General features: G+C 71.6%; 26 protein-coding genes. 10 read left to right on the plus strand and 16 right to left on the minus strand.

What is annotated here, in order from left to right; all coding sequences use genetic code 11:
- Window positions 1-362 (minus strand): electron transfer flavoprotein subunit beta/FixA family protein (locus ACFC79_RS09995; protein ID WP_376237565.1); only part of this gene is annotated, 362 nt, incomplete at its 3' end.
- Between the two features lie 145 nt (window positions 363-507).
- Between ACFC79_RS09995 and ACFC79_RS10000 the strand changes: the two genes are divergently transcribed.
- The 3 genes from ACFC79_RS10000 to ACFC79_RS10010 all read left to right on the plus strand — a co-directional run bounded on the left by ACFC79_RS10000 (window position 508) and on the right by ACFC79_RS10010 (window position 2,697).
- Window positions 508-1,179 (plus strand): TetR family transcriptional regulator, encoded by a 672-nt coding sequence (locus ACFC79_RS10000; protein WP_376238286.1) that lies wholly within the window; start codon window positions 508-510, stop codon window positions 1,177-1,179.
- A gap of 143 nt (window positions 1,180-1,322) precedes the next feature.
- Window positions 1,323-1,694 carry a Zn-ribbon domain-containing OB-fold protein gene (locus ACFC79_RS10005; RefSeq protein WP_376238289.1) on the plus strand — a complete coding sequence of 124 codons (372 nt, stop codon included), beginning with the start codon at window positions 1,323-1,325 and terminating at the stop codon, window positions 1,692-1,694.
- Window positions 1,695-1,815: 121 nt separating this feature from the next.
- The gene (locus ACFC79_RS10010) at window positions 1,816-2,697 is read left to right on the plus strand and encodes an inositol monophosphatase family protein (protein ID WP_376237567.1); all 882 of its coding nucleotides are present in this window, start codon (window positions 1,816-1,818) and stop codon (window positions 2,695-2,697) included.
- 37 nt (window positions 2,698-2,734) lie between these two features.
- Here the strand turns inward: ACFC79_RS10010 and ACFC79_RS10015 are convergent, their stop codons facing one another.
- Window positions 2,735-3,529: a DUF4037 domain-containing protein gene (locus tag ACFC79_RS10015; RefSeq protein ID WP_376237570.1), complete on the minus strand. Its 795-nt coding sequence runs from the start codon at window positions 3,527-3,529 to the stop codon at window positions 2,735-2,737.
- Window positions 3,530-3,736: 207 nt separating this feature from the next.
- Here ACFC79_RS10015 and ACFC79_RS10020 point away from each other — a divergent pair, with 207 nt between their 5' ends.
- Window positions 3,737-5,152: a phytoene desaturase family protein gene (locus ACFC79_RS10020; protein WP_376237573.1), complete on the plus strand. Its 1,416-nt coding sequence runs from the start codon at window positions 3,737-3,739 to the stop codon at window positions 5,150-5,152.
- 183 nt (window positions 5,153-5,335) lie between these two features.
- Complete coding sequence (locus ACFC79_RS10025) at window positions 5,336-5,872, plus strand: O-acetyl-ADP-ribose deacetylase (RefSeq protein ID WP_376237576.1); 537 nt, start codon at window positions 5,336-5,338, stop codon at window positions 5,870-5,872.
- A 153-nt stretch (window positions 5,873-6,025) separates the two neighbouring features.
- On the opposite strand, the gene ACFC79_RS10030 is transcribed toward ACFC79_RS10025, so the two are convergent.
- Window positions 6,026-6,217 carry a hypothetical protein gene (locus ACFC79_RS10030; protein WP_376237577.1) on the minus strand — a complete coding sequence of 64 codons (192 nt, stop codon included), beginning with the start codon at window positions 6,215-6,217 and terminating at the stop codon, window positions 6,026-6,028.
- A 280-nt stretch (window positions 6,218-6,497) separates the two neighbouring features.
- Window positions 6,498-6,665 carry a hypothetical protein gene (locus ACFC79_RS10035; protein WP_376237579.1) on the minus strand — a complete coding sequence of 56 codons (168 nt, stop codon included), beginning with the start codon at window positions 6,663-6,665 and terminating at the stop codon, window positions 6,498-6,500.
- A gap of 138 nt (window positions 6,666-6,803) precedes the next feature.
- Here ACFC79_RS10035 and ACFC79_RS10040 point away from each other — a divergent pair, with 138 nt between their 5' ends.
- Both ACFC79_RS10040 and ACFC79_RS10045 read left to right on the plus strand, forming a co-directional pair.
- Complete coding sequence (locus tag ACFC79_RS10040) at window positions 6,804-8,276, plus strand: AlkA N-terminal domain-containing protein (protein ID WP_376237582.1); 1,473 nt, start codon at window positions 6,804-6,806, stop codon at window positions 8,274-8,276.
- 35 nt (window positions 8,277-8,311) lie between these two features.
- Window positions 8,312-8,860 carry a methylated-DNA--[protein]-cysteine S-methyltransferase gene (locus tag ACFC79_RS10045; protein WP_376237584.1) on the plus strand — a complete coding sequence of 183 codons (549 nt, stop codon included), beginning with the start codon at window positions 8,312-8,314 and terminating at the stop codon, window positions 8,858-8,860.
- Window positions 8,861-9,117: 257 nt separating this feature from the next.
- Here ACFC79_RS10045 and ACFC79_RS10050 read toward each other — a convergent pair whose 3' ends face one another.
- Entirely contained in the window at window positions 9,118-9,702 is a 585-nt protein-coding gene (locus ACFC79_RS10050; protein WP_376237586.1) for a TMEM165/GDT1 family protein, read from the minus strand.
- Window positions 9,703-10,037: 335 nt separating this feature from the next.
- Between ACFC79_RS10050 and ACFC79_RS10055 the strand changes: the two genes are divergently transcribed.
- Entirely contained in the window at window positions 10,038-10,433 is a 396-nt protein-coding gene (locus ACFC79_RS10055; RefSeq protein WP_376237588.1) for a (2Fe-2S) ferredoxin domain-containing protein, read from the plus strand.
- Between the two features lie 80 nt (window positions 10,434-10,513).
- Here ACFC79_RS10055 and ACFC79_RS10060 read toward each other — a convergent pair whose 3' ends face one another.
- Window positions 10,514-11,263, minus strand: a complete 750-nt coding sequence (locus ACFC79_RS10060; protein WP_376237591.1) for an NAD-dependent deacetylase — start codon at window positions 11,261-11,263, stop codon at window positions 10,514-10,516.
- A gap of 201 nt (window positions 11,264-11,464) precedes the next feature.
- Window positions 11,465-11,959, minus strand: a complete 495-nt coding sequence (locus ACFC79_RS10065; RefSeq protein ID WP_376237593.1) for an NUDIX domain-containing protein — start codon at window positions 11,957-11,959, stop codon at window positions 11,465-11,467.
- Window positions 11,960-12,087: 128 nt separating this feature from the next.
- On the opposite strand from ACFC79_RS10065, the gene ACFC79_RS10070 reads away from it, so the two are divergent.
- Window positions 12,088-13,203 (plus strand): glycerate kinase, encoded by a 1,116-nt coding sequence (locus tag ACFC79_RS10070; protein WP_376237595.1) that lies wholly within the window; start codon window positions 12,088-12,090, stop codon window positions 13,201-13,203.
- A gap of 218 nt (window positions 13,204-13,421) precedes the next feature.
- Here the strand turns inward: ACFC79_RS10070 and ACFC79_RS10075 are convergent, their stop codons facing one another.
- Window positions 13,422-13,976, minus strand: a complete 555-nt coding sequence (locus ACFC79_RS10075) for an SRPBCC family protein (RefSeq protein WP_376237598.1) — start codon at window positions 13,974-13,976, stop codon at window positions 13,422-13,424.
- A gap of 289 nt (window positions 13,977-14,265) precedes the next feature.
- Between ACFC79_RS10075 and ACFC79_RS10080 the strand changes: the two genes are divergently transcribed.
- On the plus strand, window positions 14,266-15,297 hold the full coding sequence (locus ACFC79_RS10080) for a zinc-dependent alcohol dehydrogenase family protein (RefSeq protein WP_376237601.1): 1,032 nt from the start codon (window positions 14,266-14,268) through the stop codon (window positions 15,295-15,297).
- 98 nt (window positions 15,298-15,395) lie between these two features.
- On the opposite strand, the gene pssA is transcribed toward ACFC79_RS10080, so the two are convergent.
- The 8 genes from pssA to ACFC79_RS10120 all read right to left on the minus strand — a co-directional run bounded on the left by pssA (window position 15,396) and on the right by ACFC79_RS10120 (window position 24,413).
- Window positions 15,396-16,217, minus strand: coding sequence for a CDP-diacylglycerol--serine O-phosphatidyltransferase (gene pssA / locus ACFC79_RS10085; protein ID WP_376238292.1), 822 nt, complete (start codon window positions 16,215-16,217; stop codon window positions 15,396-15,398).
- Window positions 16,218-16,239: 22 nt separating this feature from the next.
- A complete protein-coding gene (locus tag ACFC79_RS10090) occupies window positions 16,240-16,887 on the minus strand; it encodes a phosphatidylserine decarboxylase (RefSeq protein ID WP_376237603.1) in 648 nt (215 codons plus the stop codon).
- Between the two features lie 181 nt (window positions 16,888-17,068).
- Window positions 17,069-18,274, minus strand: coding sequence for an acyl-CoA dehydrogenase family protein (locus ACFC79_RS10095; RefSeq protein WP_376237605.1), 1,206 nt, complete (start codon window positions 18,272-18,274; stop codon window positions 17,069-17,071).
- Entirely contained in the window at window positions 18,271-18,804 is a 534-nt protein-coding gene (locus tag ACFC79_RS10100) for a MaoC family dehydratase (protein WP_376237607.1), read from the minus strand. The genes ACFC79_RS10095 and ACFC79_RS10100 overlap by 4 nt, the downstream gene beginning before the upstream one ends.
- A gap of 1 nt (window position 18,805) precedes the next feature.
- A complete protein-coding gene (locus ACFC79_RS10105) occupies window positions 18,806-19,825 on the minus strand; it encodes an HpcH/HpaI aldolase/citrate lyase family protein (RefSeq protein WP_376237610.1) in 1,020 nt (339 codons plus the stop codon).
- Window positions 19,822-21,834 carry a protein meaA gene (locus ACFC79_RS10110; protein ID WP_376237612.1) on the minus strand — a complete coding sequence of 671 codons (2,013 nt, stop codon included), beginning with the start codon at window positions 21,832-21,834 and terminating at the stop codon, window positions 19,822-19,824. The genes ACFC79_RS10105 and ACFC79_RS10110 overlap by 4 nt, the downstream gene beginning before the upstream one ends.
- Window positions 21,835-21,843: 9 nt before the next feature.
- Window positions 21,844-23,241 (minus strand): crotonyl-CoA carboxylase/reductase, encoded by a 1,398-nt coding sequence (gene ccrA / locus ACFC79_RS10115; protein ID WP_376237614.1) that lies wholly within the window; start codon window positions 23,239-23,241, stop codon window positions 21,844-21,846.
- A 362-nt stretch (window positions 23,242-23,603) separates the two neighbouring features.
- The gene (locus tag ACFC79_RS10120; RefSeq protein ID WP_376237616.1) at window positions 23,604-24,413 is read right to left on the minus strand and encodes a GNAT family N-acetyltransferase; all 810 of its coding nucleotides are present in this window, start codon (window positions 24,411-24,413) and stop codon (window positions 23,604-23,606) included.
- Between the last annotated feature and the right edge of the window lie 4 nt (window positions 24,414-24,417).

The raw sequence follows: 24,417 nt of genomic DNA on the forward strand, positions 1-24,417 counted from the left end.
GCCATCCCCGCAACCACCACGTCGAACCCGGCCTTCTCCACCGCCCGAGCCAACACCAACGACGTCCCCATCACATCACTGCCATGCAGATCATCGTCCTCGACATGCACCGCCCGGTCCGCACCCATCGACAGAGCCTTCCGCAACGCATCCCGAGCATCCTCCGGACCCACCGTCAACACGGTGACCTCCGCATCATCCACCCCATCCGCGATCTGCAACGCCTGCTCCACCGCATACTCATCCAGCTCCGACAACAGACCGTCCACATCCTCACGGTCCACCGTCAGATCATCGGCGAAGCGCCGGTCACCCGTGGCATCGGGCACATACTTCACACAGACAACGATCCTCAAGCTCACGCCGGCTCTCCTACCTGGGTACGGTTCGTGAGGACGACGATATGGCACTCAGTACCCTCTGTAAAGGAACGCGGTGCCAGAATCGGCCTTTCGGTGCTACGTTCCCCGCATGACTGACGCACCCAGACCCGCGAAGAAGACCCCGATGCGGGAGATGCTGGCCCAGGCCGCCTTCCAGCTCTTCCTGGAGCGGGGCTTCGAGCAGACCACGGTGGACGACATCGTGGCCCGGGCCGGGGTCGGGCGCCGGTCGTTCTTCCGGTACTTCCCGTCCAAGGAGGACGCGGTCTTCCCGGACCACGAGCGCTGCCTCGCCGACATGACGGCGTTCCTGGCCGCGGTCGGCGACGCGGAGCCGGTCGACGCGGTGTGCGACGCGGCCCGGCTGGTGCTGCGCATGTATTCCGCCAACCCCGAATTCTCCGTCCAGCGCTACCGGCTCACCCGGGAGGTGCCCGGACTGCGCACCTACGAACTGTCCGTGGTGCGCCGGTACGAGCAGACGCTCGCGGGCTATCTCCGCGGGCGCTACGGCGAGGCGGGGGACGGCGCGCTGCGGGCCGAGGTGATCGCCGCCTCCGTGGTCGCCGCGCACAACAACGGGCTGCGGACCTGGCTGCGCTCGGGCGGTGAGGGGGACGCGGAGACCGCGGTGGATCACGCCCTCGGGCTGGTGCGGCAGGTGTGGGGGAGCGCGGTGGCGGCGGACGGGCCGAGCCGCCCGCAGGACGGTGACGTGGTGGTGATGGTCGCCGCGAAGGGGGCTCCCATGTGGCGTGTGGTGCAGCAGATCGAGTCGGCCATCGCCCCCGACTGAGACCGGAACCGAACTCGTCTGGCACTGAGTGCCTTTACGGTTCGGCACTCAGTGCCCTATGGTGCGGACGCGTCGACACGCAGGTGCGGCGCATCCGAGCCGAACGCAGGGGGTCGAACGTGTCCCAGTCATCGCATGACACCGTGCGGACGGTGCCCGAGACGGTGCCCGAGGAAGTCGGCCTGCACTACCACCGGTGCCGCTGGTGCGGCACCGCCTCCTTCCGGCGGCTGTTGTGCCCGGTGTGCGCGTCGAGCGATCTGAAGTCCGAACACAGCGCGGGCCTGGGTGTCGTGGTCAGATCCGGCGTCGTGCACCGCTACACGGAGGCGGCACGCAACGAGTCGTTGGTCCGGCTCCCCGAGGGCTTCGTGTTCCGCTGTCGTGTGGTGGGCGCCGCACCGCACATGGTTCCGGTCGGCGCGCGGGTGCGGCCGCCGACCGGGGGCGTCCCGGAGGTCGGCGACGTGGTGCTCGAACTCTGCGAGCCGCCGCGGGACGACGACTGGTCCTGAGCCCCGTCCGCGCACCGCCGGTGCACCGATCCCCGATCCGTATGCCGTCGTACACCGACCGGCCGCCCTCCTGACACGGGCCGTTCGTCAATTCCTCGATGCATCGTGATTGGCTGGAGACATGATGAACGAACTTCTCGACGGATTCGCAGGCATCGTCGACCCGGCCGAGGACGCCGAGGACACCGGGCGCGCCGGATGGCTGACCGAGGTCGAGGCGGCGGTGCGCGCGGCGGCCGCGGCCGAAATCATGCCCCGCCACCGACAGCTCGCCGCGCACGAGATCATCGAGAAGAACGGCCCGCACGACCTCGTCACCGTCGCCGACCGCCTCGCCGAGGAACACCTCACCGCCTCGCTGACCCGGCTCCTGCCCGGTTCGGTCGTCGTCGGCGAGGAAGCGGTACACGCCGATCCGGCGGTGTACGACGCACTGCGGGGCGACGCGCCCGTGTGGATCGTCGACCCGGTCGACGGCACCCGGCAGTTCGTCCACGGCGACCCGGGCTTCTGCACCCTGGTCGCTCTCGCCCGGCACGGCGAACTCCTCGCCTCGTGGACCTTCGCCCCGGCCCTCGACCAGATGGCCGTCGCGATCCGCGGCCGGGGCGCCACCCTGAACGGCGAGCCGATCCGTTCCGGCTCGCCCGCGCCCGGCGCCGCCCTGCGGGTGGCCACGTCGCACCCCGACTACACCACCGACGCCCAGAAGCGCGCCCTGCTCGGCCTGCGGACCGACGGCATCGACGCCCGGCCCTGCGGCTCGGCCGGCCTCGAATACCTCGCCGTCGCGCGCGGCCAGATGGACGCTGTCGCCTTCACCTGGGAGTACGCGTGGGACCACGCGGCCGGCCTGCTCCTGGTCGCCGAGGCCGGTGGCGCCCAGGCCACGTTGGAGGGCACCCCGTTCCGGATCGCAGGCGGGAACGCCCTGCCGTTCACGGCCGCACGCGACGCAGCGACCGTCGAACGCGTCCTGAAGGCGCTGCGCGACGGGGCCTGACCGGCACGGTCGGGCACCACGCACCGGAGGGCGGCGATCAGGTGTGGTCCGCCTCGCCTGCGGCGAGGACCGACCGGACGTCCCGGACCAGCTCCGCGGCCCGCTCCACCGCCTCCCCGTCCAGGCACCTCAGCACCTCACCGGCCCGTGCGGCGAAGCCCGCGGGGGTGTCCGGCATGCCGGACACCGCGGCCAGCGCACCCTTCTCGTTCAGGCACCAGGTGCGGTGGTGGGCGTGGAGCGACTGCGCAAGGACGCCGACCGCACGCGACAGGCACAGGGAGACATGCAGCGGGTCGTCGGCGGAGGCCGACTTGCGGGCGTTGGCCACCGAGAACTCCGCCTCCCACGACGCCTCCACCAACGCCGTGCGCAGCGGTTCCGGGTAGGCGACGGTCTCGTGCCGAAGTGCGGTCAGCTCGCCCCCGGGGTCGGCGAGCACATGGCACAGCGCGACCTCGCCGGGGTAGGCCGGAGACCAGAAGCCGAGCGGATGCCCGGCCTGCACGCCCACCTCGAAACGGCCCTCCCGGCAGTCGGACCAGACCGCCTCCACCCGGTCCAGATCACGCAGGATCCAGTCCACCGCGCCGCCGTCCACCGTCAGCCAGGCACCGCCGTTCACCCAGGGGCCCCAGCCGCCGGGCCCCGCGACCTCCGCCGGGGAGCCCTGGACCTCGGAGGCCAGGGCGGTCAGCGCCGCCACGTCGGGAGTGCCCCGGTAGTAGAGGCCGAGATCCCAGTCGGAGTCGGGGCGGTGCGTGCCGCGGGCCCGGCTGCCGCCCAGGGACACGGCCCGCATGCCGGGCAGTGAGACGAGGCGCGAGGCCATGTCCGCGATCGGGGCGGGCACGATCGGGCCGGGCGGTGCTCCGGGCGTGCGCGGAGCGGAGGAATGCGTCCGCCGAGCGGAGGAATGCGTGCGTGGAGCGGAGGAGTTCGGTGTGTTCATCGCGCGGTGACCCTACCCGCGCCCCCGTTGCCGATGCCGCGGAATATCCTGGGACTTCCGGCCGCCGGCTGACGAAGGAGCCCGAAGGTGCCGTCGATGCTTGATGCCGTCGTCGTGGGGGCGGGGCCCAATGGACTGACTGCCGCGGTCGAACTGGCCCGGCGCGGTTTCGCCGTGGAGGTCTTCGAGGCCGGCGAGACCGTCGGGGGCGGGGCCCGCACGGAGGAGCTCACCCTGCCCGGCTTCCGCCACGATCCCTGTTCCGCCGTTCATCCGCTGGGCATCGGCTCGCCCGCCTTCGCCACCATGCCGCTCGCCCGGCACGGCCTGGAGTGGCTCCAGCCGGAGCTGGCGCTTGCCCACCCGTTCCCGGACGGGACGGCGGCGGTCCTGGCCGGATCGGTGGGGGAGAGCGCCATGTCGCTCGGTGCCCGGGACGCGGGGGCCTACCGCAGACTCGTCGCCCCCTTCCTCGGCCACTGGGACGCCCTGGCCGAGGACTTCCTGCGCACCCCGTGGGACGGCCTGCCCCGCGACCCGTACCGCTGGGTGCGCTTCGGCCTCGACGCGCTCCAGCCCGCGACCCTGCTCTCCCGCCGCTTCCGCGGCGCGAAGGCGCGGGGCCTGATCGCCGGGCTCGCCGCCCATGCCATCGCGCCCGTCGGCGGAGTCGCCACCGGCGGAATCGCCCTGCTCTTCGCGCTGGCCGCGCACGAGAAGGGGTGGCCGGTGCCGCGCGGCGGATCACAGGCCATCTCCGATGCCCTCGCCTCGTACCTGCGCGAACAGGGCGGTGCCATTCACACCGACACCGAGGTCAGACGGCTCGACGAACTCCCGCCCGCCCGTGCGTACATCTTCGACACCTCGCCCACCGCGGTCGCCCGGATCGCCGGGCTGGGCCGCGCCTACAGCGGCTACCGCTACGGGGCGTCCTGCTTCAAGATCGACTATGCCCTCTCGGGCCCGGTCCCGTGGACCGCACCCGAGGCCCGCAGGGCCGGAACGGTCCACATCGGCCCCACCGCCGGGGAGATCGACGCCGCGCTGAGCGCCGCGGTGGCGGGCCGCGATCCGAGCGTGCCGTTCCTGATCACCGCGCAGCCCAGCCTGATCGACCCCTCCCGCGCACCCGAGGGCCGGCACGTCTTCTGGGCATACGGGCACGTCCCGGCGGGCTGGGAGGGCGACGCCACCGAGGTGATCGAGCGCCAACTGGAGCGCTTCGCCCCCGGGTTCCGGGACCTGGTCCTCGCCCGGGCGGTCGCCGGACCACCCCGGATCGCCGCGCGCAACGCCAACTATGTCGACGGCGACATCGCCTGCGGGGCGTTCGCCGGACTCCAGACGGTCATTCGCCCCAAGCTCGCCCGCGTCCCCTACGCGACGGCGCACCCGGCCGTGTTCCTGTGCTCCTCGGCCACCCCGCCCGGCCCGGGGGTGCACGGCATGTCCGGCCACCATGCGGCGAAGGCGGTATGGCGACGGCTGCGGGAGGTCTGACGGCCTCTCGGACGCCACCGCATCCCCCGCGCCGTTCCCGTGGTCGCGCGAGGGGAGCGGAAGCCGATCGCGAAGGCCGGTCCGGTGGCGGGCAACCGCTCGGCCGCGAGCGCGTCGCGCCGCGCCTGCGGCCACGTCCGTGTTCGTGCAGTGCGGTCGACGCCGACACGGCATCATGGCCCCATGCGCACACCTGAGACCGTTTCCGTCACGCTGGTACGTGGTGACATCACCGAGCAGACCGTTGACGTCATCGTGAACGCGGCGAACTCCTCCCTGCTCGGGGGCGGCGGGGTCGACGGGGCCATCCACCGGCGCGGTGGCGTCGACATCCTCAGGGAGTGCCGCGAACTCAGGGCCTCGCACTACGGAAAGGGCCTGCCCACCGGCCGGGCCGTCGCCACGACCGCCGGACGGCTGGACGCCCGGTGGGTGGTCCACACCGTCGGCCCGGTCTGGAGCGGTGCCGAGGACCGGTCGGCCCTCCTCGCCTCCTGCTACCGCGAGTCGCTGCGGGTGGCGGCCGAACTGGGAGCACGCACCGTCGCCTTCCCCGCCATCTCGACCGGGATCTACGGATGGCCCATGGACGACGGGGCCCGGATCGCCGTGCGCACGGTCCTGGCGGAGGCGGTCCCGCCCGTCGAGGAGGTGCGGTTCGTGCTCTTCGACGCGCACGCGTACGAGGAGTTCCGGGAGGCCCTGGCGGGACGCGGCTGACCGCGGTCGCCACCCGACGCCGTACGCGCTCGGTGGGCCGGGAGCGTCCGCCGCCGGCCCGTGCGTTCCTCCGGGACCACGAGGTCCGTCGCCGTGTCGTCGCCGGGGGAGTCCTGGGGATCACAGGTGGACATCACAGGCGCGGATGCCGGTTCAGGCGGTGTGTGCGGTGACGAAACCGGCGACGGCGTCCTGCATCTGCTGGAGGCCGGGTTCTTCGAGGGGGTAGTGGCCGGCGTTGTCGAGCATGACGGTATCGACCGGGACTTCGGTGATACGGGACAGGAACGGCGTGCTCGGGTGGAGCGGGGTCCAGCGGTCCCGGGCGGGCTGGGCCAGCAGCACCGGGCAGGCATCGAAGTGTTCCGGTTCGACGTGGGAGCGTAGTTCAGGCAGCGGTCCAGGAAGCGGACGCCGACCCAGTTGACGGCCGAGGTGCGGTCCTTCGCCAGGACCTTCATCGCGCCCGGGACGTTGGCCAGGGCGGACATCTTGGAGACCAGGCTCATGGTCGCGGTAGTACGTGGGGGTGGTGCTGCTCATGGTGGCGCCTTTCGCCGGTGGGTGGGCGGCCCGGTGGTGGGTCGGGTCGGGAACGACGCGGGGCGGGCGAATGCGCCGGTGATCATTTGCGCGCCGGAGCGCACTGCGCGGCGCACGGCTTCGGTGTCGCGCAGGGCGGCCTCCGGGCCTCGTCGACGATGCCGGAGGCCGTGGTGCGGCGGTACCCGTTGTGGCAGAAGCAGTGGTGGGCGGCGTCGAGCACGATCCGGGAGGACGGGATCGTCGACATGCTTACAAAATTAACGCTCGACTCGAAGAGTGTAAATTTCGATGAGTCGTACCTCGGGAGGCGATCTCGGAGAGGGCGCTCGTGGTCGATGTCGGATTCTCGCCAGTCCTGCCGCCGTCGGTGCCCCATGCTGGGGGCATGCACACCGACACCGAGCGCTGCGTGCGGGCCGTCCAGTCCAAGGACGCCCGCTTCGACGGCTGGTTCTTCACGGCGGTCCTGACCACCCGGATCTACTGCCGCCCCAGCTGCCCCGTCGTGCCGCCCAAGGTCGAGAACATGACCTTCTACCCCAGCGCCGCCGCATGCCAGCAGGCGGGGTTCCGGGCGTGCAAGCGGTGCCGTCCCGACACCAGCCCCGGTTCCCCGGAGTGGAACGCCCGCGCCGACTCCGTGGCCCGCGCCATGCGCCTCATCCGGGAAGGCGTCGTCGACCGGGAGGGCGTCCCCGGACTCGCGGCACGCCTCGGCTATTCCGCCCGGCAGATCGAGCGGCAGCTGCTCGCCGAACTGGGCGCCGGCCCGCTCGCCCTGGCCCGCGCCCAGCGCGCCCAGACCGCACGCCTGCTCATCGAGACGACCGCGCTCCCCATGGCCGAGGTGGCGTTCGCTGCCGGGTTCTCCTCGATCCGCACCTTCAACGACACCGTGCGCGAGGTCTTCGCGCTCGCGCCGGGCGAGCTGCGCAGCCGCGCCGCCCGGGGCGCGTCACCGGCGCCCGCGCCGGGGATGATCGCGCTGCGACTTCCGTACCGGGCCCCGCTCAACCCGTCCAACCTCTTCGGCCACCTCGCCGCGACGGCGGTGCCCGGCGTGGAGGAGTGGCGCGACGGCGCGTACCGCCGCACCCTTGCCCTGCGCCACGGACACGGCATCGTCGCCCTCACCCCGCGCCCCGACCACATCGGCTGCCGCCTCCTGCTCACCGATCCGCGCGATCTCACCCTCGCGATCAGCCGCTGCCGCTGGCTGCTCGACCTGGACGCCGACCCGGTGGCCGTCGACGACCGGCTGCGGGCCGATCCCGTGCTCGCCCCCCTTGTCGACAAGGCCCCCGGGCGGCGGGTGCCACGCACCGTCGACGGAGCGGAATTCGCCGTACGGGCGGTGCTCGGCCAGCAGGTCTCGACCGCCGCCGCCCGCACCCACGCGGCCCGGCTGGTCACCGCCCACGGCGTTCCCGTCGACGACCCGGAGGGCGGTCTCACCCACCTGTTCCCGACCCCGGACGCGCTCGCCGGGCTGGACCCCGAGCGGCTCGCCCTGCCGCGCAGCCGCCGCGCCACCCTCACCACGCTCGTCGGCGCGCTCGCCGACGGGACGCTCGGGCTCGGCACCGACACCGACTGGGAGCGGGCCCGCTCCGAGCTGGCCGCCCTTCCCGGCTTCGGCCCCTGGACCGTGGAAGTGATCGCGATGCGGGCCCTCGGCGACCCGGACGCCTTCCTCCCCACCGACCTCGGCATCCGCCGCGCCGCCGCGGAACTCGGCCTGCCGTCGACACCCGCCGCCCTCACCACCCGTGCGGCGGCCTGGCGGCCCTGGCGGGCCTACGCGGTCCAGTACCTCTGGACCGTCGACGACCACCCCATCAACCACCTGCCCGTATGAACCAGTTGGGAAGTGCCCCCATGACCGTGACGCCCATGACCGCGACGCCCACGCGCGCGACCGCCCGGCAGCAGGACGCGGCCGGCCGCCGTCGGTACACCGTCGTCGACAGCCCGTACGGTCCGCTGACCCTCGTCGCCACCGACGGCACCCTCTCGGGCCTCTACATGACCGGGCAGCGCCACCGCCCCGCCGAGGAGACCTTCGGAGAGCCCGATCCGGGGCCGTTCACGGAGGCGGTCCGCCAGCTCGATGCCTACTTCGCGGGGGAGCTGCGCGTGTTCGACCTTCCGTTGCACCTGGACGGAACCCCGTTCCAACGCGCCGTCTGGGAACAGCTCCGGCGCATTCCGTACGGCGAGACCCGCTCGTACGGCGAACTCGCGGAATTCCTCGGCAAACCGGGGGCCTCGCGGGCGGTGGGCCTCGCCAACGGCAAGAACCCGGTGGGCATCATCGTCCCCTGTCACCGCGTCATCGGCGCCTCGGGCAGCCTCACCGGCTACGGCGGCGGGCTCGACCGCAAGCAGCGACTGCTCGCCTTCGAGAAGGGCGAGGAACACGATGCCCGGACGCTCTTCTGACACCGTCCGGGCCGTTCCTGCCCCGGACCGCGGACGGCGGCTCACCGGCCGCCGGACCGGGGAAGGGACGCGAGGACGGGCCCGGCGCGCAACCGGCCCCGTCCCGTGTGCGTCCCGGTTCATCCCCGTTCGTCCCGTGTACGTTCCGGCACGTCCAGAAGCATCCTGGAAGGTTTCCGGAACGTGCCCGACGCGCCGCCCGCAGACCGCCGCGTCCGACGACGGCGACCGGCGGCGAGCCGGGCCGACGCGTGACATCAGCCGGTGAAGATCTCCACCACGGTCCAGATCGCCAGCCCCAGCATGCAGAGCCCCCCGATCCGCTGAACCGTCTTGAGCGGCACCCGCTTCGCGATGAACTGCCCCGCCAGCAGCGCCAGCGCCGAGACCGACATCAGCGCGGCGGCGGACCCGATCGCGGTGGACCAGGTCCCGTTGCTCGCCGCCAGGTTGGCCGTGGTGATCTGCGTCAGGTCGCCCCACTCGCTGATGAAGACCGCCATGAACGCGGTCGAGTAGACGGGCCAGAACCCGGTCACCGTCCGGGTGCCGTCCTCGTCCTCGTCATCGCCGCCGCCCGCCCGCAGCAGCATGAACGCCCCGAACGCGAACAGGGAGGCGGAGACGACCTTGACGAGCCAGCCCGGCAGCAGCCCGATGAGACTGCCCGCTCCGACGGCGATCGCGACATGCACGATGAACGCGGACGACGTACCGAACCAGACGTAAAGCGGCTTCATGCGCGTGCCCATGGCCAGGGACGCGAACATGGTCTTGTCCGGGAGCTCGGCGAGGAAGATCAGCCCGAAGGCGGTGATGATCGCCAGGGGGTCGAGGTGCATTCCGGGTGGCTTTCTGTGAGAGCCGGGCCCCGGGTCTTCGCGAAGTGCCGTTCGGGCTCTCGGAGGACCACTCGGCCCGGCATGACATCGACGCCCACGGGGCGCGGGCGCGTCATACCTGACCGAAGGTCTCGCCCGCCCGCGACGATCCGCGGGCCCGGCCACCGGGAACCCGAGGGCTCCAGTGTGTCGACGACCGGTTTGCGGGGCTACTCCCCTTCGCAGCCCACCACTCTACCCCACCGGCTACCGGGGGAGCGCAGGTGTTCGATCGGGCGACGAGGTCGGTACAGTCCCACCGTGATCGTCGGAGCCACCACCCGGAGCCGTCCCGCATGAGCCGCCGCGCCCACCAGGCCGCCCCCGCCCGGGACACATCCGGGCCCACCGTCAGTGTCTGCCGCGGCTGCTGCTGCGGAACACCGAAGATCCCCGACGTGGACCACGCCGGCCAGCTCTCCGGGCTGCGCCGGGCGCTCGACGCGGTGGCCACGGTCCGTGCCGTGGACTGCCTGGACGCCTGCGAGCAGGCCAATGTCGTCGTCCAGCCCTCGGCGCAGGGGCGCCGCGCCGGGGGCCGACCGGTCTGGCTCGGCCTGGTCAACGATGCGGACGCGGCGCGGGACATCGCGGCCTGGGTGCGGGCGGGCGGTCCGGGCCTGGCCGACCCGCCGGAGATCCTCGACCTGTACACCTTCCGCCCCTCCCGCCGCGTACAGCGGGGGCTCTGAGAGCCCGCCCGTGCCGGACCCCCGCCGCGGCCGGGCCCGAGCGCCCTTCGGCCATGCCGCCCGGCCGCCCCCGCCGCCGTTCAGCCCGGCGTCGGCGTATCCGTGTCCGGTGACGCGGCAAACCGCTTCAGCAACACCGGAAGAGCCGTTCCGATGGGCTCGCGAACGATCTCCTCGGCCAGTTCGTCGTACGGGGTGGGTTCGGCGTTCACCACGATCAGCCGCGCCCCGTGCTCGGTCGCGATACCGGCAAGCGAGGCCGCGGGCTGCACCTGGAGGGTCGTGCCGACGGCGACGAAGACCTCACAGGCCTTGGCGATCGCCATCGCCTCGCTCAGCACCATCGGATCGAGCCGCTCACCGAACATGACCGTCGCCGACTTCAGGATGCCGCCGCAGACCGTGCACGGCGGGTCGGTCTCGCCCGCCTCGACGCGGACCAGTGCCTCCGCCATGGGGGCGCGGGCATGACAACGGGTGCAGGCGGTCTCGCGCGCCGTCCCGTGGAGTTCGAGAACCTTGCGGGAGGGCAGACCGGCCAGTTGGTGCAGCCCGTCGACGTTCTGCGTGAGCACCCGCACCGGCGTACCGGATCGTTCGAGTTCCGCCACCGCTCGGTGGGCGGCGTTCGGCTCCGCGCCCCAGGTCGCGCTCGTGCGACGCATCTGCCAGGAGCGGCGGCGGATTTCCGGGTCGGCCATGTAGAAGTCGTACGTGACGAGCTTCTCGGCCTCCGGGTCCTTGCGCCAGAGGCCCTGGGGGCCGCGGTAGTCGGGAATGCCGGAATCGGTGGAGATCCCGGCGCCGCTGAGGATCGCGACGAGTGCCATGGGCCGAGCGTACGCAGCGACGAAGACGCTCGCGAGGCCATTTCGGCGGGGCGTGCCCGGCCCCGGACACCCGTGCCCGGCCGGCCGCAGTCCCCGGCCGTCGGCCGACGCGCTGTGTGCGCAGCGGAACGCGAGGGGGGTACGGGTGACCGGGGCGGCCGGCGTGCGCGGCACGCGACCGTCGCGGGCCGCCCCGGGGCGTCAGCCGCCGACCGGGCGGCCGTCCTCCAGCTCCACCGCGCCGCCGCCGGAGTCCAGCACGTCCAGTGCCGCTCCCAGGCGCAGCGCGAGACCGCCGAGCAGGTAGCGGTCGAGGCCGTCGCGCCCGACGAGCTCCCAGGACAGCAGTTCCTCCTCCTGGAGCCGGATCTCCTTCAGCGCCGCCTCGTCCAGCACCCCGCCGTCGTAGAGGTACGCGGCGATGGGAGGACGTTGCGGGCCGCGGGACCAGTCGATCGCGAGCAGCCGTCCCGGCGGCACATCGAGACCGATCTCCTCGGCCGTCTCGCGTCGCGCTGCCTGCCTGGGGCTCTCCCCGCCGTCGGACTCGACTGTTCCGCCCGGCAGGGCCCAGCCGTCGCGGTAGTTGGGCTCGACGAGCAGCACGCGGCCGTGGACGTCCCGGAACACGGTGGCCGCGGCGGCCAGGACACGGGGCAGCCCCGCGATGTAGGTGGCGTAATCAGGGGTGGTCACGTGGGCAGCGTAGCCGGGGGAGCGGCAGTGAGACGGCCCTGGCCAGCGGGTATCCGCTGTGGATAGGGTCGGGGCGGCGCGACTGCCTGTTCGAGAGCAAGGGATGCAAAGTGGCGGACGGAGCAGTGATGGAGACCGCGCGTGTACTCGTCGCGGCGGACAAGTTCAAGGGGTCTCTCACGGCCGTACAGGTCGCGGAACGTGTGACGGCCGGGCTGCGACGGGTCGTCCCCGGAGCCAGGGTCGAGGCCCTGCCGGTCGCGGACGGCGGCGACGGCACGGTGGCGGCGGCGGTGGCCGCCGGGTTCGAGCACCGCGAAGCACGGGTGACCGGACCACTCGGGGATCCGGTGACCGCCGCGTACGCGCTGCGCGGCACCACCGCGGTGGTGGAGATGGCCGAGGCTTCGGGTCTCCAGCGGCTGCCCGCCGGGGAGTTCGCCCCGCTCACGGCCACCACGTACGGCTCCGGCGAGCTCCTGGCCGCGGCGCTCGACGCTGGCGCCCGCACGATCGTGTTCGGTGTGGGCGGCAGCGCCACCACGGACGGTGGCGCGGGCATGCTCGCCGCGCTCGGCGCCCGGTTCCTGGACGCGGACGGCAAGCCCGTCGGCCCCGGCGGCGGCGGGCTCGCCGACCTCGCCGAGGCCGATCTGTCCGGCCTCGACCCGCGCCTCGCCGACGTCGACCTGATCCTCGCCAGCGACGTCGACAACCCGCTGACCGGGCCCAAGGGGGCTCCCGAGGTCTACGGTCGGCAGAAGGGCGCCACCGACGAGGACATCGCGCTCCTCGACGCCGCGCTCGCCCACTACGCGTCCGTTCTCGGCCCGGACCGCGCCCGGCTGCCCGGAGCGGGTGCGGCGGGCGGCATCGGCTACGGGGCGCTGGTCGCCCTCGGGGCCAGGTTCCGCCCCGGCATCGAGGTCATGCTGGACGTCCTCGGCTTCGCCCCGGCGCTGGCGCGCGCCGACCTCGTGATCACCGGGGAGGGCTCGCTCGACGAGCAGACCCTGCACGGCAAGGCGCCGGCGGGTGTCGCCGCGGCCGCCCGCGCGGCGGGCGTGGAGGTCGTGGCGGTCTGCGGCCGCCTCGCCCTGTCGGCAGAGGCACTGACCGGTGCGGGCATCCGCCGCGCCTACGCGCTCGCGGACCTGGAACCGGATCCCGCCGTGTCCATGGCCCAGGCGGGGCCGCTGCTGGAGCGAGCGGCGGAGGCGATCGCCCGCGACTTCCTGCGGTAGCGGATCCCGGCCGGGTGGGGCGGGCCGACGACACGCGGTCCGCGACCGCGGGGCCGCCGCGCGCTCCGGCCCGGCGCATGGGCACGCCGACCTGCCCGACGGCCGGAGCCGAGCCCGAGGACCGGTGCCGTGCGGCGGCGTCGGTCTCCGGCGCGGGACCACCACCGCGGCCGGGACGGAACCCACGCCCCTCGGCAACCCCCGGGCGGGCTCCCGTCTCAGCGGTGGAAGGGCGCCCGCCCGGTGCTGTCGCCCGTGTCGGCGCCCGACTGCTCGCGCCCGTGCCGTTCGTCCTCGGGCCGTCCGCTCCCGGCCCCCTCGTCCCCGGACTGCTCGCCGTCGGTCAGCAACTCCGCCAGACACCGCAATTCCACCGGCAGGTCACGGCGCCACGCCATTGTCACGAACGGCGCAAGGATGATCATGCCGCCGTCCAGATGGGGCTTGACCGACATCTGGACCAGCGTTCCGCGCCGGCCGGGACGCAGCCGGAACTCCAGTTCCGGCGAGTGCCGGCCGAGCGGCGTCCACATCCGCGCGCCCCGGAAGGCCAGGTACTCGACCGGTGCGCTCGCGGTGCACGTGAGACGGTGCACCCGCCGTCTGCCCGGGAACTTGCAGGTGTACGTGTCGCCGACCTCCGTGGCGACCGGGCCCTCGATCACGCGATCTATGCTCGACGACCACACGGCCAGATTCCGTGGATCCCGGAGGAACGCGAAGATCTCGTCGGCGGGACGGGACACATGGACATGCGCAGACACACGGGGCATGGCTCCACCTCTTACGGCGGCCGGTCGCCCGAGTCCCGGCGTCCGGCCGCCCTCGTCGCGGTGCCGTCATCCCTCAGCCTGCTGCGCGGCAGGAGCCCGCGCACTCCTCGTGCGACCGATGGAGTGATTCCGGGCTCCTGATCCGGCACCTCCGCGGAGCGCCGCGCGGGCGGGAGCACCTCTCCCTGATAGAGGCGCCCGGAGCCGGGGAGCGCCGCGCCCTCCCCGGAAGCCGTCCGGGCCCGCCGGACGGTTTGCCCCCGTTCCCCGGACGCCGCACGCTGGAGGTGTGGCTGTTCCCCGTCCCGTCCCGGCCGACCGAACCGCCTGGGCCGTCCGGACACCCGGTCCGATCGGCACCGGCCCCCTGGTACGTGTGCGCCGGCCGGCACCCGCACCGGGCCCGGGGGAGTTGCTGCTCGACGTGGAGGCGTGCGGTGTCTGCCGTACCGACCTCCATCTGGCCGAGGGCGATCTCCCGCCCCACCGCCCGGCCACCGTCCCCGGCCACGAGATCGTCGGCAGGGTCTCTGCCGTCGGCGACAGGACGGGCCGGTTCCGGATCGGCGACCGGGTGGGCGGGGCCTGGCTGCGCGGGACGTGCGGGAGCTGCCGCTACTGCCGGGGCGGGCGCGAGAACCTCTGCCCGCGGTCCGTCTACACCGGCTGGGACGCGGACGGCGGCTTCGCCGACGCGGTACTCGTCCCGGAGGACTTCGCCTACCGGCTCCCGGACGACGAGGACCCGATACGGCTGGCCCCGCTGCTCTGCGCGGGCATCATCGGCTACCGCTCCCTGCGACGGAGCGAGCTCCCCCCGGGCGGACGCCTGGGCATCTACGGCTTCGGCGCCTCGGCCCACCTGGCTGCCCAGGTGGCCCTCGCCGAGGGTGCCACCGTCCACGTGCTGACCCGGTCGGAGCAGGCACGCGCACTCGCCCTGGAGCTGGGCGCGGCCTCGGCGGGGGACGCGTACGACCGGCCGCCGGAGCCGCTGGACTCGGCGATCCTGTTCGCCCCGGTCGGAGACCTGGTGCCGGTGGCGATGGAGGCACTGGACCGGTCCGGGACACTGGCGATCGCCGGAATCCACCTGTCCGACATCCCCGTCCTGAACTATCGGCGCCACCTCTTCCAGGAGCGCGAACTGCGCAGCGTCACGTCCAACACCCGCGAGGACGGTCGTGAGTTTCTCGCCCTGGCCCGACGCGTCGGCATCCGGGTCACCGTGAGCCCGTACCCGCTGAGCGGGGCCGACCGGGCGCTTGCCGACCTGGCCGCCGACCGGGTGCACGGGGCCGCCGTGCTCGTGCCCGGCTGACCGCCCGCGGTCCCGGCGTTTTCTCGCGTACGCGAGAGGGCCCCGGAAGCTCGGCCGAGCTTCCGGGGCCCTCTCGCACACGATGAGCCGCCATGCCACTACGGCAGCTGTGCCGCCCTTGCCTCGCGTCGATTGCCGCGGAAGGTGTTCACCCGCCGTGCCGTCGCGAAGAGCGGGATGACCGCAGCGAGGACGACCTGGAGCGCGCAGCCGGTCTGCAGCAGCAGCTGCCCGCCCGGGGCGTCCAGCGCCCACGCAGCGAGGAGCCCCATCGCGGCGACGATCCAGCTGAGCATCGCCACCGCCAGGATGCCCCGCGGCTTCGGGTACTCGACGCGGCTCACCATCAACCACGCCACCCCGACGATCGCCAGGAGCGTCGGAACGAAGTACAGCTCCAGGAGCACGATCGACACGATGGTGAGCGCACCGAAGGGGCTCGGCATGCCCTGGAACATGCCGTCCTTCATGGTCACGCAGGAGAATCTGGCAAGTCTCAGCACCACCGCCAGCAGCACCACCACCGCCGCCAGCGCCGACACCCGCTGATGTGCGTCGTCCGCGACCATGCCGTAGACGAGGACGAAGTACGCCGGGGCGAGCCCGAAGCTGATCAGGTCCGAGAGGTTGTCCAGCTCGGCCCCCATCGGGGAGGAGCGCAGCTTGCGCGCCACGAGCCCGTCGAAGAGGTCGAACACCGCGGCCAGGAGCATCAGGATCACGGCGGTGGCCGCGGAGTGGCGTGCCATGCCGCTCTCGTCGCTGCCCGTGAGGTGCGGGATGAGGATTCCGGTGGTGGTGAAGTACACCGCCATGAATCCGCACGTGGCATTGCCGAGGGTGAGGGTGTCGGCTATCGACAGCCGCAGCGAGAGCGGCATGTCCTCGCCGGCGTCCTCCTCGGACTCCGCCTCGGGCACCCAGCCCGCCCGGGTCTCGGGATCAATCACGGTCAATTCGAGTCACCCCCGCGGTGGTGGCCTGGCCGACCTCGACCGCGACCTCGACACCCTCCGGCAGGTAGATGTCGACCCGGGAGCCGAAGCGGATCAGACCGATGCGTTCGCCCTGCTCCACCTTCGTGCCCTGCGGAACATAGGGGACGATGCGTCGTGCGACCGCGCCTGCGATCTGCACCATCTCGATGTCGCCGAGCTCGGTGTCGAAGTGCCAGACGACGCGCTCGTTGTTCTCGCTCTCCTTGTTGAACGCCGGAACGAACCCGCCCGGGACGTGCTCGACCGAGGTCACCGTGCCGGCCAGGGGCGCACGGTTCACATGGACGTTCAGCGGGCTCATGAAGATCGCGACGCGGGTGCGCCCGTCCTTCCACGGCATGATGCTCTGCACCACGCCGTCGGCCGGTGAGATGACCCGGCCCTGCGTGATCTCGCGCTCGGGGTCCCGGAAGAACCACAGCATGCCCGCCGCGAGCGCGGTGGTGGGCACGGCCACCGCGGCCCAGCGCCCGGACTTGCGTGCCCGGGTGAGGCTGAGCGCCGCGGTGGCGACAGTCGGGAGGAGCCACGGCGAAGCTCCGCGCGCAAGGCGGACGCCACCGCGCGGTGCAGAGTTTTGGCTGTCGGGCATGGATGACCTTCGTAGCGGATGATGCCGCGCTGGCAACGGGGGACGGCGGCTTTTCCGGCGATGTTATCGGTTGCGAGCCGCAACTGGGCAAGCCAGCAGCCGAGTCGGACGGCGGGAAGGCACCGGCTGAGGATGACAGGGTGTGATCTTCTTCGCTGCCAAATCGGCTTTAAAGGGACAATCACCCCTGGAACCGGTACTCCTCAAGGAGTCGGCGCCCAATGATCATTTTCTGGATCTCGGCGGTACCTTCGCCGATCAACAGCATCGGTGCCTCCCGGTAGAGGCGCTCGATCTCGTACTCCTTGGAGAAGCCGTAGCCGCCATGGATCCGGAAGGCGTCCTCGACGACTTCCTTGCAGTACTCGGAGGCGAGGTACTTCGCCATCCCTGCCTCCAGGTCATTTCGTTCGCCGGAGTCCTTTTTGCGCGCTGCATTCACCATCATGGCATGGGCGGCCTCGACCTTGGTGGCCATTTCGGCCAGTTTGAACTGGATCGCCTGGTGCTGCGCGATCGGCTTTCCGAAGGTCTGGCGCTGCTGGGCGTACGAGACGCCGAGCTCGAACGCACGCTGTGCGACACCGCAGCCACGCGCGGCCACATTCACCCGTCCGACCTCGACCCCGTCCATCATCTGGTAAAAACCTCGACCGGTGGTGCCGCCCAGTACGCGATTGGCCGGAATTCGCAGACCGTCCATGATGAGTTCGGTCGTATCGACGCCCTTGTAGCCCATTTTGTCGATTTTGCCCGGAATGGTGAGTCCGGGGCGCACCTCGCCGAAACCGGGCTCCTTCTCGACCAGGAACGTCGTCATCGACTTGTGCGGCGGGGTGCCCTCGGGGTGGCCTTCGTCACTCCGGCACAGGACCGCCACGAGCGAGGACGTACCACCATTCGTCAGCCACATCTTCTGGCCGTTCAGGACGTACTCCTCGCCGTCCTTGACGCCCTTGGAAGTGATCGCCGAGACATCCGAGCCGAGAGCCGGCTCGGACATCGAGAACGCCCCCCTGACCTCGCCCAGAGCCATGCGCGGCAGGAATGTGTCCTTCTGTTCCCGGGTGCCGTGCTGCTTGAGCATGTACGCCACGATGAAGTGCGTGTTGATGATTCCGGAGACGCTCATCCAGCCGCGGGCGATTTCTTCCACGCACAGCGCGTAGGTGAGCAGCGACTCGCCCAGACCCCCGTACTCCTCGGGAATCATCAGGCCGAACAGGCCGAGTTCCTTCAGCCCCTCGACGATCTCGGTCGGGTACTCGTCGCGGTGTTCCAGCCCGGTCGCGACCGGAATGATCTCCTTGTCGACGAAATCCCGGACCGTGGCGAGGATTTCCTGCTGGACATCGGTGAGACCGGAAGTCCGGGCGAGTCGTGTCATGGCTGCTTCTCCACGTTCTTCTGCGAGGGCCGGATCGGCTCGGGGCGGCCGGGCTGCTCGCCGCCGCGCTCCTTGATGTACGTCTCGGTGGGAACCATCACCTTGCGGCGGAAAACGCAGACCAGCGTCCCGTCCTGCTTGTGGCCCCGGGTCTCCACGTGGACGATTCCGCGGTCGCTGCGGGACTTCGACGGCCACTTGTCCAAAACGGTGGTCTCGCCGTAGATCGTGTCGCCGTGGAAGGTCGGCGCGACGTGCTTCAGTGACTCGATCTCCAGGTTGGCGATCGCCTTTCCGGAGACGTCCGGGACCGACATCCCGAGCAGCAGGGAATAGATGTAGTTGCCGACGACGACGTTCTTTCCGAAATCGGTCGTCGTCTCCGCGTAATTGCTGTCCATGTGCAGCGGGTGGTGATTCATGGTCAGCAGGCAGAAGAGGTGGTCGTCGTACTCGGTGACCGTCTTTCCGGGCCAGTGCTTGTAGACCGCGCCGACCTCGAACTCCTCATAGGTGCGTCCGAACTGCATGTCAGTCCTCCGGCGCTTCGAACTTGGAGGTGCGCCGCATGCCGGCCGCGCGCCCCTTGCCCGCGACGACCAGGGCCATCTTGCGGCTCGCCTCGTCGATCATCTCGTCGCCGAGCATCGCCGAGCCCTTCTTGCCGCCCTCCTCCGAGGTGCACCATTCGTAGGCGTCGAGGATCAGCTCGGCGTGGTCGTAGTCGTCCTGCGACGGCGAGAACACCTCGTTGGCCGCCTCGACCTGGCCCGGGTGGAGCACCCACTTGCCGTCGAAGCCCAGCGCCGCGGCGCGGCCGGCGACCTCGCGGTACGCGTCCACGTCCCGGATCTGGAGGAAGGGGCCGTCGATCGCCTGGAGGTCGTGGGCGCGTGCCGCCATCAGGATGCGCATCAGGATGTAGTGGTAGGCGTCCGCGTCGTACCCGGGCGGCTGCTGGCCGACGACCAGGGTCTTCATGTTGATCGACGCCATGAAGTCGGCGGGGCCGAAGATCAGGGTCTCCAGGCGGGGCGACGCGGCGGCGATGTCGTCGATGTTCACCAGGCCCCTGGCGTTCTCGATCTGGGCCTCGATGCCGATCCTCCCGACCTCGAAGCCCATCGTCTTCTCGATCTGGGTCAGCAGCAGGTCCAGCGCGACCACCTGCTGGGCGTCCTGGACCTTCGGCAGCATGATGCAGTCGAGGTTCTGCCCGGCGCCCTCGACGACGGTGACGACGTCCCGGTACGTCCAGTGCGTGGTCCAGTCGTTGACCCGCACGACCCGGGTCTTTCCCGTCCAGTCGCCCTTGTTCAGCGCGTCGACGATGGTGTGCCGCGCCCCCTCCTTGGCGAGCGGCGCACAGGCGTCCTCCAGGTCGAGGAAGACCTGGTCGGCCGGGAGGCCCTGGGCCTTCTCCAGGAACCGCGGGTTCGAGCCCGGCACGGCCAGGCAGGAGCGGCGCGGACGCAGACGGGAGGTGCCGTCCCCCGGGGACGTCGTTTGAGGGTGGTGGGGGGAGACGGGCGGGCGGTTGACGGCAGTCATGCGGGGACCTCCAGAGGGTCGAGCTTGTTCGCTTTCCGGATCTCGTCGACGATACGGCCGATGATCTCCGTGATGCCGAAGTCCTTCGGGGTGAAGACGGCGGCGACGCCGGCCCCGACCAGGGCCTCGGCGTCGGCGGGCGGAATGATCCCGCCCGCGATGACCGGGATGTCCGAGGCGCCGGCCTCCCGGAGCCGGGCCAGCACGTCGGGGACGAGCTCGGCGTGCGAACCGGAAAGGATCGACAGGCCGACGCAGTGCACGTCCTCGGCGAGGGCGGCCGACACGATCTGCTCGGGCGTCAGCCTGATCCCCTGGTAGACCACCTCGAATCCGGCGTCGCGGGCCCGTACGGCGATCTGCTCGGCGCCGTTGGAGTGCCCGTCGAGGCCGGGCTTGCCCACCAGCAGCCGCAGCCGTCCGGACCCCAGGTCGGCCGCGGTCCGGGCGACCTTCTCCCGGACCAGGGCGAGCGGGGTACCGGCCTCCGCGGTCACCGCCACGGGGGCCGAGGACACGCCCGTCGGCGCCCGGAACTCGCCGAACACGTCGCGCAGCGCCCAGGACCATTCCCCGGTGGTGACGCCCGCACGCGCGCACTCGACGGTCGCCCCCATCAGGTTCTCGGTGCCCGCGGCCGCCTTCTTCAGCGCGGCGAGCGCCTCGGCGGCGCGCGCCTCGTCACGGCCCGCGCGCCACTCGTGCAGGGCGGCGACGACCCGGGTCTCGTTGGCGGGGTCGACCGTCATGATCGCGCCGTCCAGGTCGGCGGTGAGCGGGTTGGGTTCCGTCGTCTCGTGGACGTTGACGCCGACGATCTTCTCCTCGCCGCTCTCGATCCGGGCCCGGCGGGCGGCGTGCGAGGAGACCAGTTCGGACTTCAGATAGCCGGACTCGACGGCTGCCATGGCGCCGCCCATCCGTTCGATCCGGTCCATCTCGGCCAGCGACTCGGTGACGAGTTGCTCCACCTTCGCCTCGACGACGTGCGATCCGGCGAAGATGTCCTCGTACTCCAGCAGGTCGCTCTCGTGCGCCAGCACCTGCTGGATGCGCAGCGACCACTGCTGGTCCCAGGGCCGGGGGAGTCCGAGGGCCTCGTTCCAGGCGGGCAGCTGGACGGCCCGCGCGCGGGCGTCCTTGGACAGGGTGACGGCCAGCATCTCCAGGACGATGCGCTGGACGTTGTTCTCCGGCTGAGCCTCGGTCAACCCGAGCGAGTTGACCTGGACGCCGTAGCGGAAGCGGCGCTGCTTGGCGTTCTCGACGCCGTACCGCTCGCGCGTGACCCGGTCCCAGATGCGGCCGAAGGCGCGCATCTTGCACATCTCCTCGATGAAGCGGACGCCCGCGTTCACGAAGAAGGAGATCCGCGCGACCACATCGCCGAACTTCTCCTCGGGCACCTGGCCGGAGTCCTGTACGGCGTCCAGCACCGCGATCGCCGTCGACATCGCGTAGGCGATCTCCTGGACCGGGGTGGCTCCCGCCTCCTGGAGGTGGTAGCTGCAGATGTTGATCGGGTTCCACTTCGGGATGCGGTTGACCGTGTACGTGATCATGTCGGTGGTCAGCCGCAGCGAGGGACCGGGCGGGAAGACGTGCGTCCCGCGCGAGAGGTACTCCTTCACGATGTCGTTCTGCGTGGTGCCCTGGAGGCCCGAGACGTCGGCTCCCTGCTCCTCCGCGACCACCTGGTAGAGCGCCAGCAGCCACATCGCGGTGGCGTTGATCGTCATCGAGGTGTTCATCCGCTCCAGGGGGATGTCCTGGAACAGCCGCCGCATGTCACCGAGGTGCGAGACGGGCACGCCGACCCGGCCGACCTCGCCGCGGGCGAGGACGTGGTCGGGGTCGTACCCGGTCTGGGTCGGCAGGTCGAAGGCGACGGACAGGCCGGTCTGGCCCTTGGCGAGGTTGCGCCGGTAGAGCTCGTTGGACGCCTCGGCGGTGGAGTGGCCGGCGTACGTCCGCATGAGCCACGGGCGGTCCTTGTGGCGTTTGCTCATCGGTGGACCTCAGCCGTTCAGGCCGGCTCGGACGGGCTGCTCCGCGGGTGTGTCGCGGAACAGGTTGATGGCGTCGATGTGCCGGGCGCGCTTCTCGTGGTCGCGGACGCCCAGGCCCTCGTGCGGGGCGAGGGCGAGGACGCCGACCTTGCCCTGGTGGAGGTTGCGGTGGACGTCGTACGCGGCCTGGCCGGTCTGCTCCAGCGGGTAGACCTTCGACAGCGTGGGGTGGATCTTCCCCTTGGCGACCAGGCGGTTGGCCTCCCATGCCTCGCGGTAGTTGGCGAAGTGCGAGCCGACGATCCGCTTCAGCGACATCCACAGGTAGCGGTTGTCGTACTCGTGGGTGTAGCCGGAGGTCGAGGCGCAGGTCACGATCGTGCCGCCCTTGCGGGTCACGTACACGCTCGCGCCGAAGGTCTCGCGGCCCGGGTGCTCGAAGACGATGTCCACGTCCTCGCCGCCGGTGAGTTCGCGGATGCGCTTGCCGAACCGCTTCCACTCGCGCGGGTCCTGCTCGTGCTCGTCCTTCCAGAACCGGTAGCCCTCGGCGGTGCGGTCGATGATCGCGGTCGCGCCCATCCGGCGGCAGATGTCCGCCTTCTGGTCGCTGGAGACGACGCAGATCGGGTTGGCCCCACCCGCCAGGGCGAACTGCGTGGCGTACGAGCCGAGGCCGCCACTGGCGCCCCAGATCAGCACGTTGTCGCCCTGCTTCATGCCGGCGCCGTTGCGCGAGACGAGCTGCCGGTACGCGGTGGAGTTGACCAGGCCCGGCGCCGCGGCCTCCTCCCAGCTCAGATGGTCCGGCTTGGGCATCAGCTGGTTGGACTTGACGAGCGCCAGCTCGGCGAGGCCGCCGAAGTTGGTCTCGAAGCCCCAGATGCGCTGCTCGGGGTCGAGCATCGTGTCGTTGTGCCCGTCGGAGGATTCCAGTTCGACGGAGAGGCAGTGCGCGACGACCTCGTCGCCGGGGTGCCAGGCGTTGACGCCGGGGCCGGTGCGCAGGACGACACCGGCCAGGTCGGAGCCGATGATGTGGTACGGCAGGTCGTGGCGCCGGGTGAGTTCGCTGAGCTTCCCGTAGCGCTCCAGGAAGCCGAAGGTGGGCAGCGGCTCGAAGATCGAGGTCCAGACCGAGTTGTAGTTCACCGAACTCGCCATGACGGCCACCAGCGCCTCGCCCGGGCCGAGTTCGGGCACCGGCACCTCGTCCAGGTGCAGCGATGTGCGGGGGTCCTTGTCGCGGGTGGCGAGCCCGGCGAACATCTCCGTCTCGTCCTTGTGCACGGTCACCGCGCGGTACGACTCGGGGACGGGCAGGGCGGCGAACCGCGCGGCCCGCTCCGCGGCGGAGCCGTCCTTCGATTCCGACTGCGATTGGATCGCGTCCAGGATTTCCTTCACGGGTGCCTCCGGCGGATGGGGGCGCTCGGGGGGACGCCGGGGCGTCCCCGCGGGCGGAGGGGGAGCTGGGTGGTGTGGAGGTGGTTGCCGTCGGGTTCGGCTGGTGGTGCTTCGGCTTGCTCGGTGGAGCGGAAGGTCTCGCCTGTGACGCAGGCGTCCGGGCGCGCGGGCACGTTGCCCGCGGGGACAGCCGGTGTACGCGAGATTTCGGTACGTCGGCCACCCGGACAACTTCAACGTATGGCACTCTGTGACAGCTGACAAGGCACTCGGTGCCAACAATTTCTCTCACTTGTCACCCCCCGGGCACGCATGAGCGCCGAGAGGGCTGTTCTGCGGGGAAATGCCGGGTGAATGATCGATCAGCGGGGCCGGTGAGGGTGCGGCCGGAACACGTACGGGGTCGTGGTGCTCAGGGCCAGGAATCCGAGCCGCTCCAGGATCGGACGGCTCTGCCCGGAGGCGTCGACCTGGAGGAAGCCGAAACCGCGCTCCGCCGCGATCCGGGCGCGATGGGCGACCAGCGCCCGGTAGATCCCCCTGCCGCGCCATTGCGGGGCCGTGCCGCCGCCCCACAGCCCGGCGAAGCGGGTGCCCGGGTACAACTCCATCCGGGCCGAGCTCACCGGCTCGTCGCCGGCCATGGCAAGGACACCGACGAAACCGTCCGGGTCCCCGGCCAGCAGGGCCGACACCCGGTGCCGCAGCCATGACGCGTCCGAGCCGAAGGCCCGCTCGTGGGCCCGGGCCATCAGCTCCACGCCGTCCGCGTCCCGCACCGGGCACAGCCGGACACCCTCCGGGGGCTCCGCCGCCGCGGACAGGTCCGCCACCCGGGCCACCATCACGGTCTCCGGCTCCTGCGCCTCGAAACCTGCCGCGCGCAGTCGCCGCGCCAGACAGTCCGGACGATCGTGCGCGTACAGCTTCCACTCGAACTCGGTATGCCCCAGCGCCGTGTAACGGTCCACCTGGGAAGCGATCACCGCGTCGACCCGGGCGGGATCGAGGCCCGGGGCGGACCAGACGATCCCGTTCCAGTCGTCGACGGCACCGACCTGCCGCACCACGTCGGCGGTGCGCTCGATCCGCACGCCCGGTCCGTCGGGACGCGCCTGCTCCCGCAGTTCCCGGTCGAACAGGGCCGTCAGCACGTCGCGATCGGAGTCCATCCGC

It is taken from the genome of Streptomyces sp. NPDC056061 (genome assembly GCF_042266885.1).
Taxonomy (GTDB): domain Bacteria; phylum Actinomycetota; class Actinomycetes; order Streptomycetales; family Streptomycetaceae; genus Streptomyces.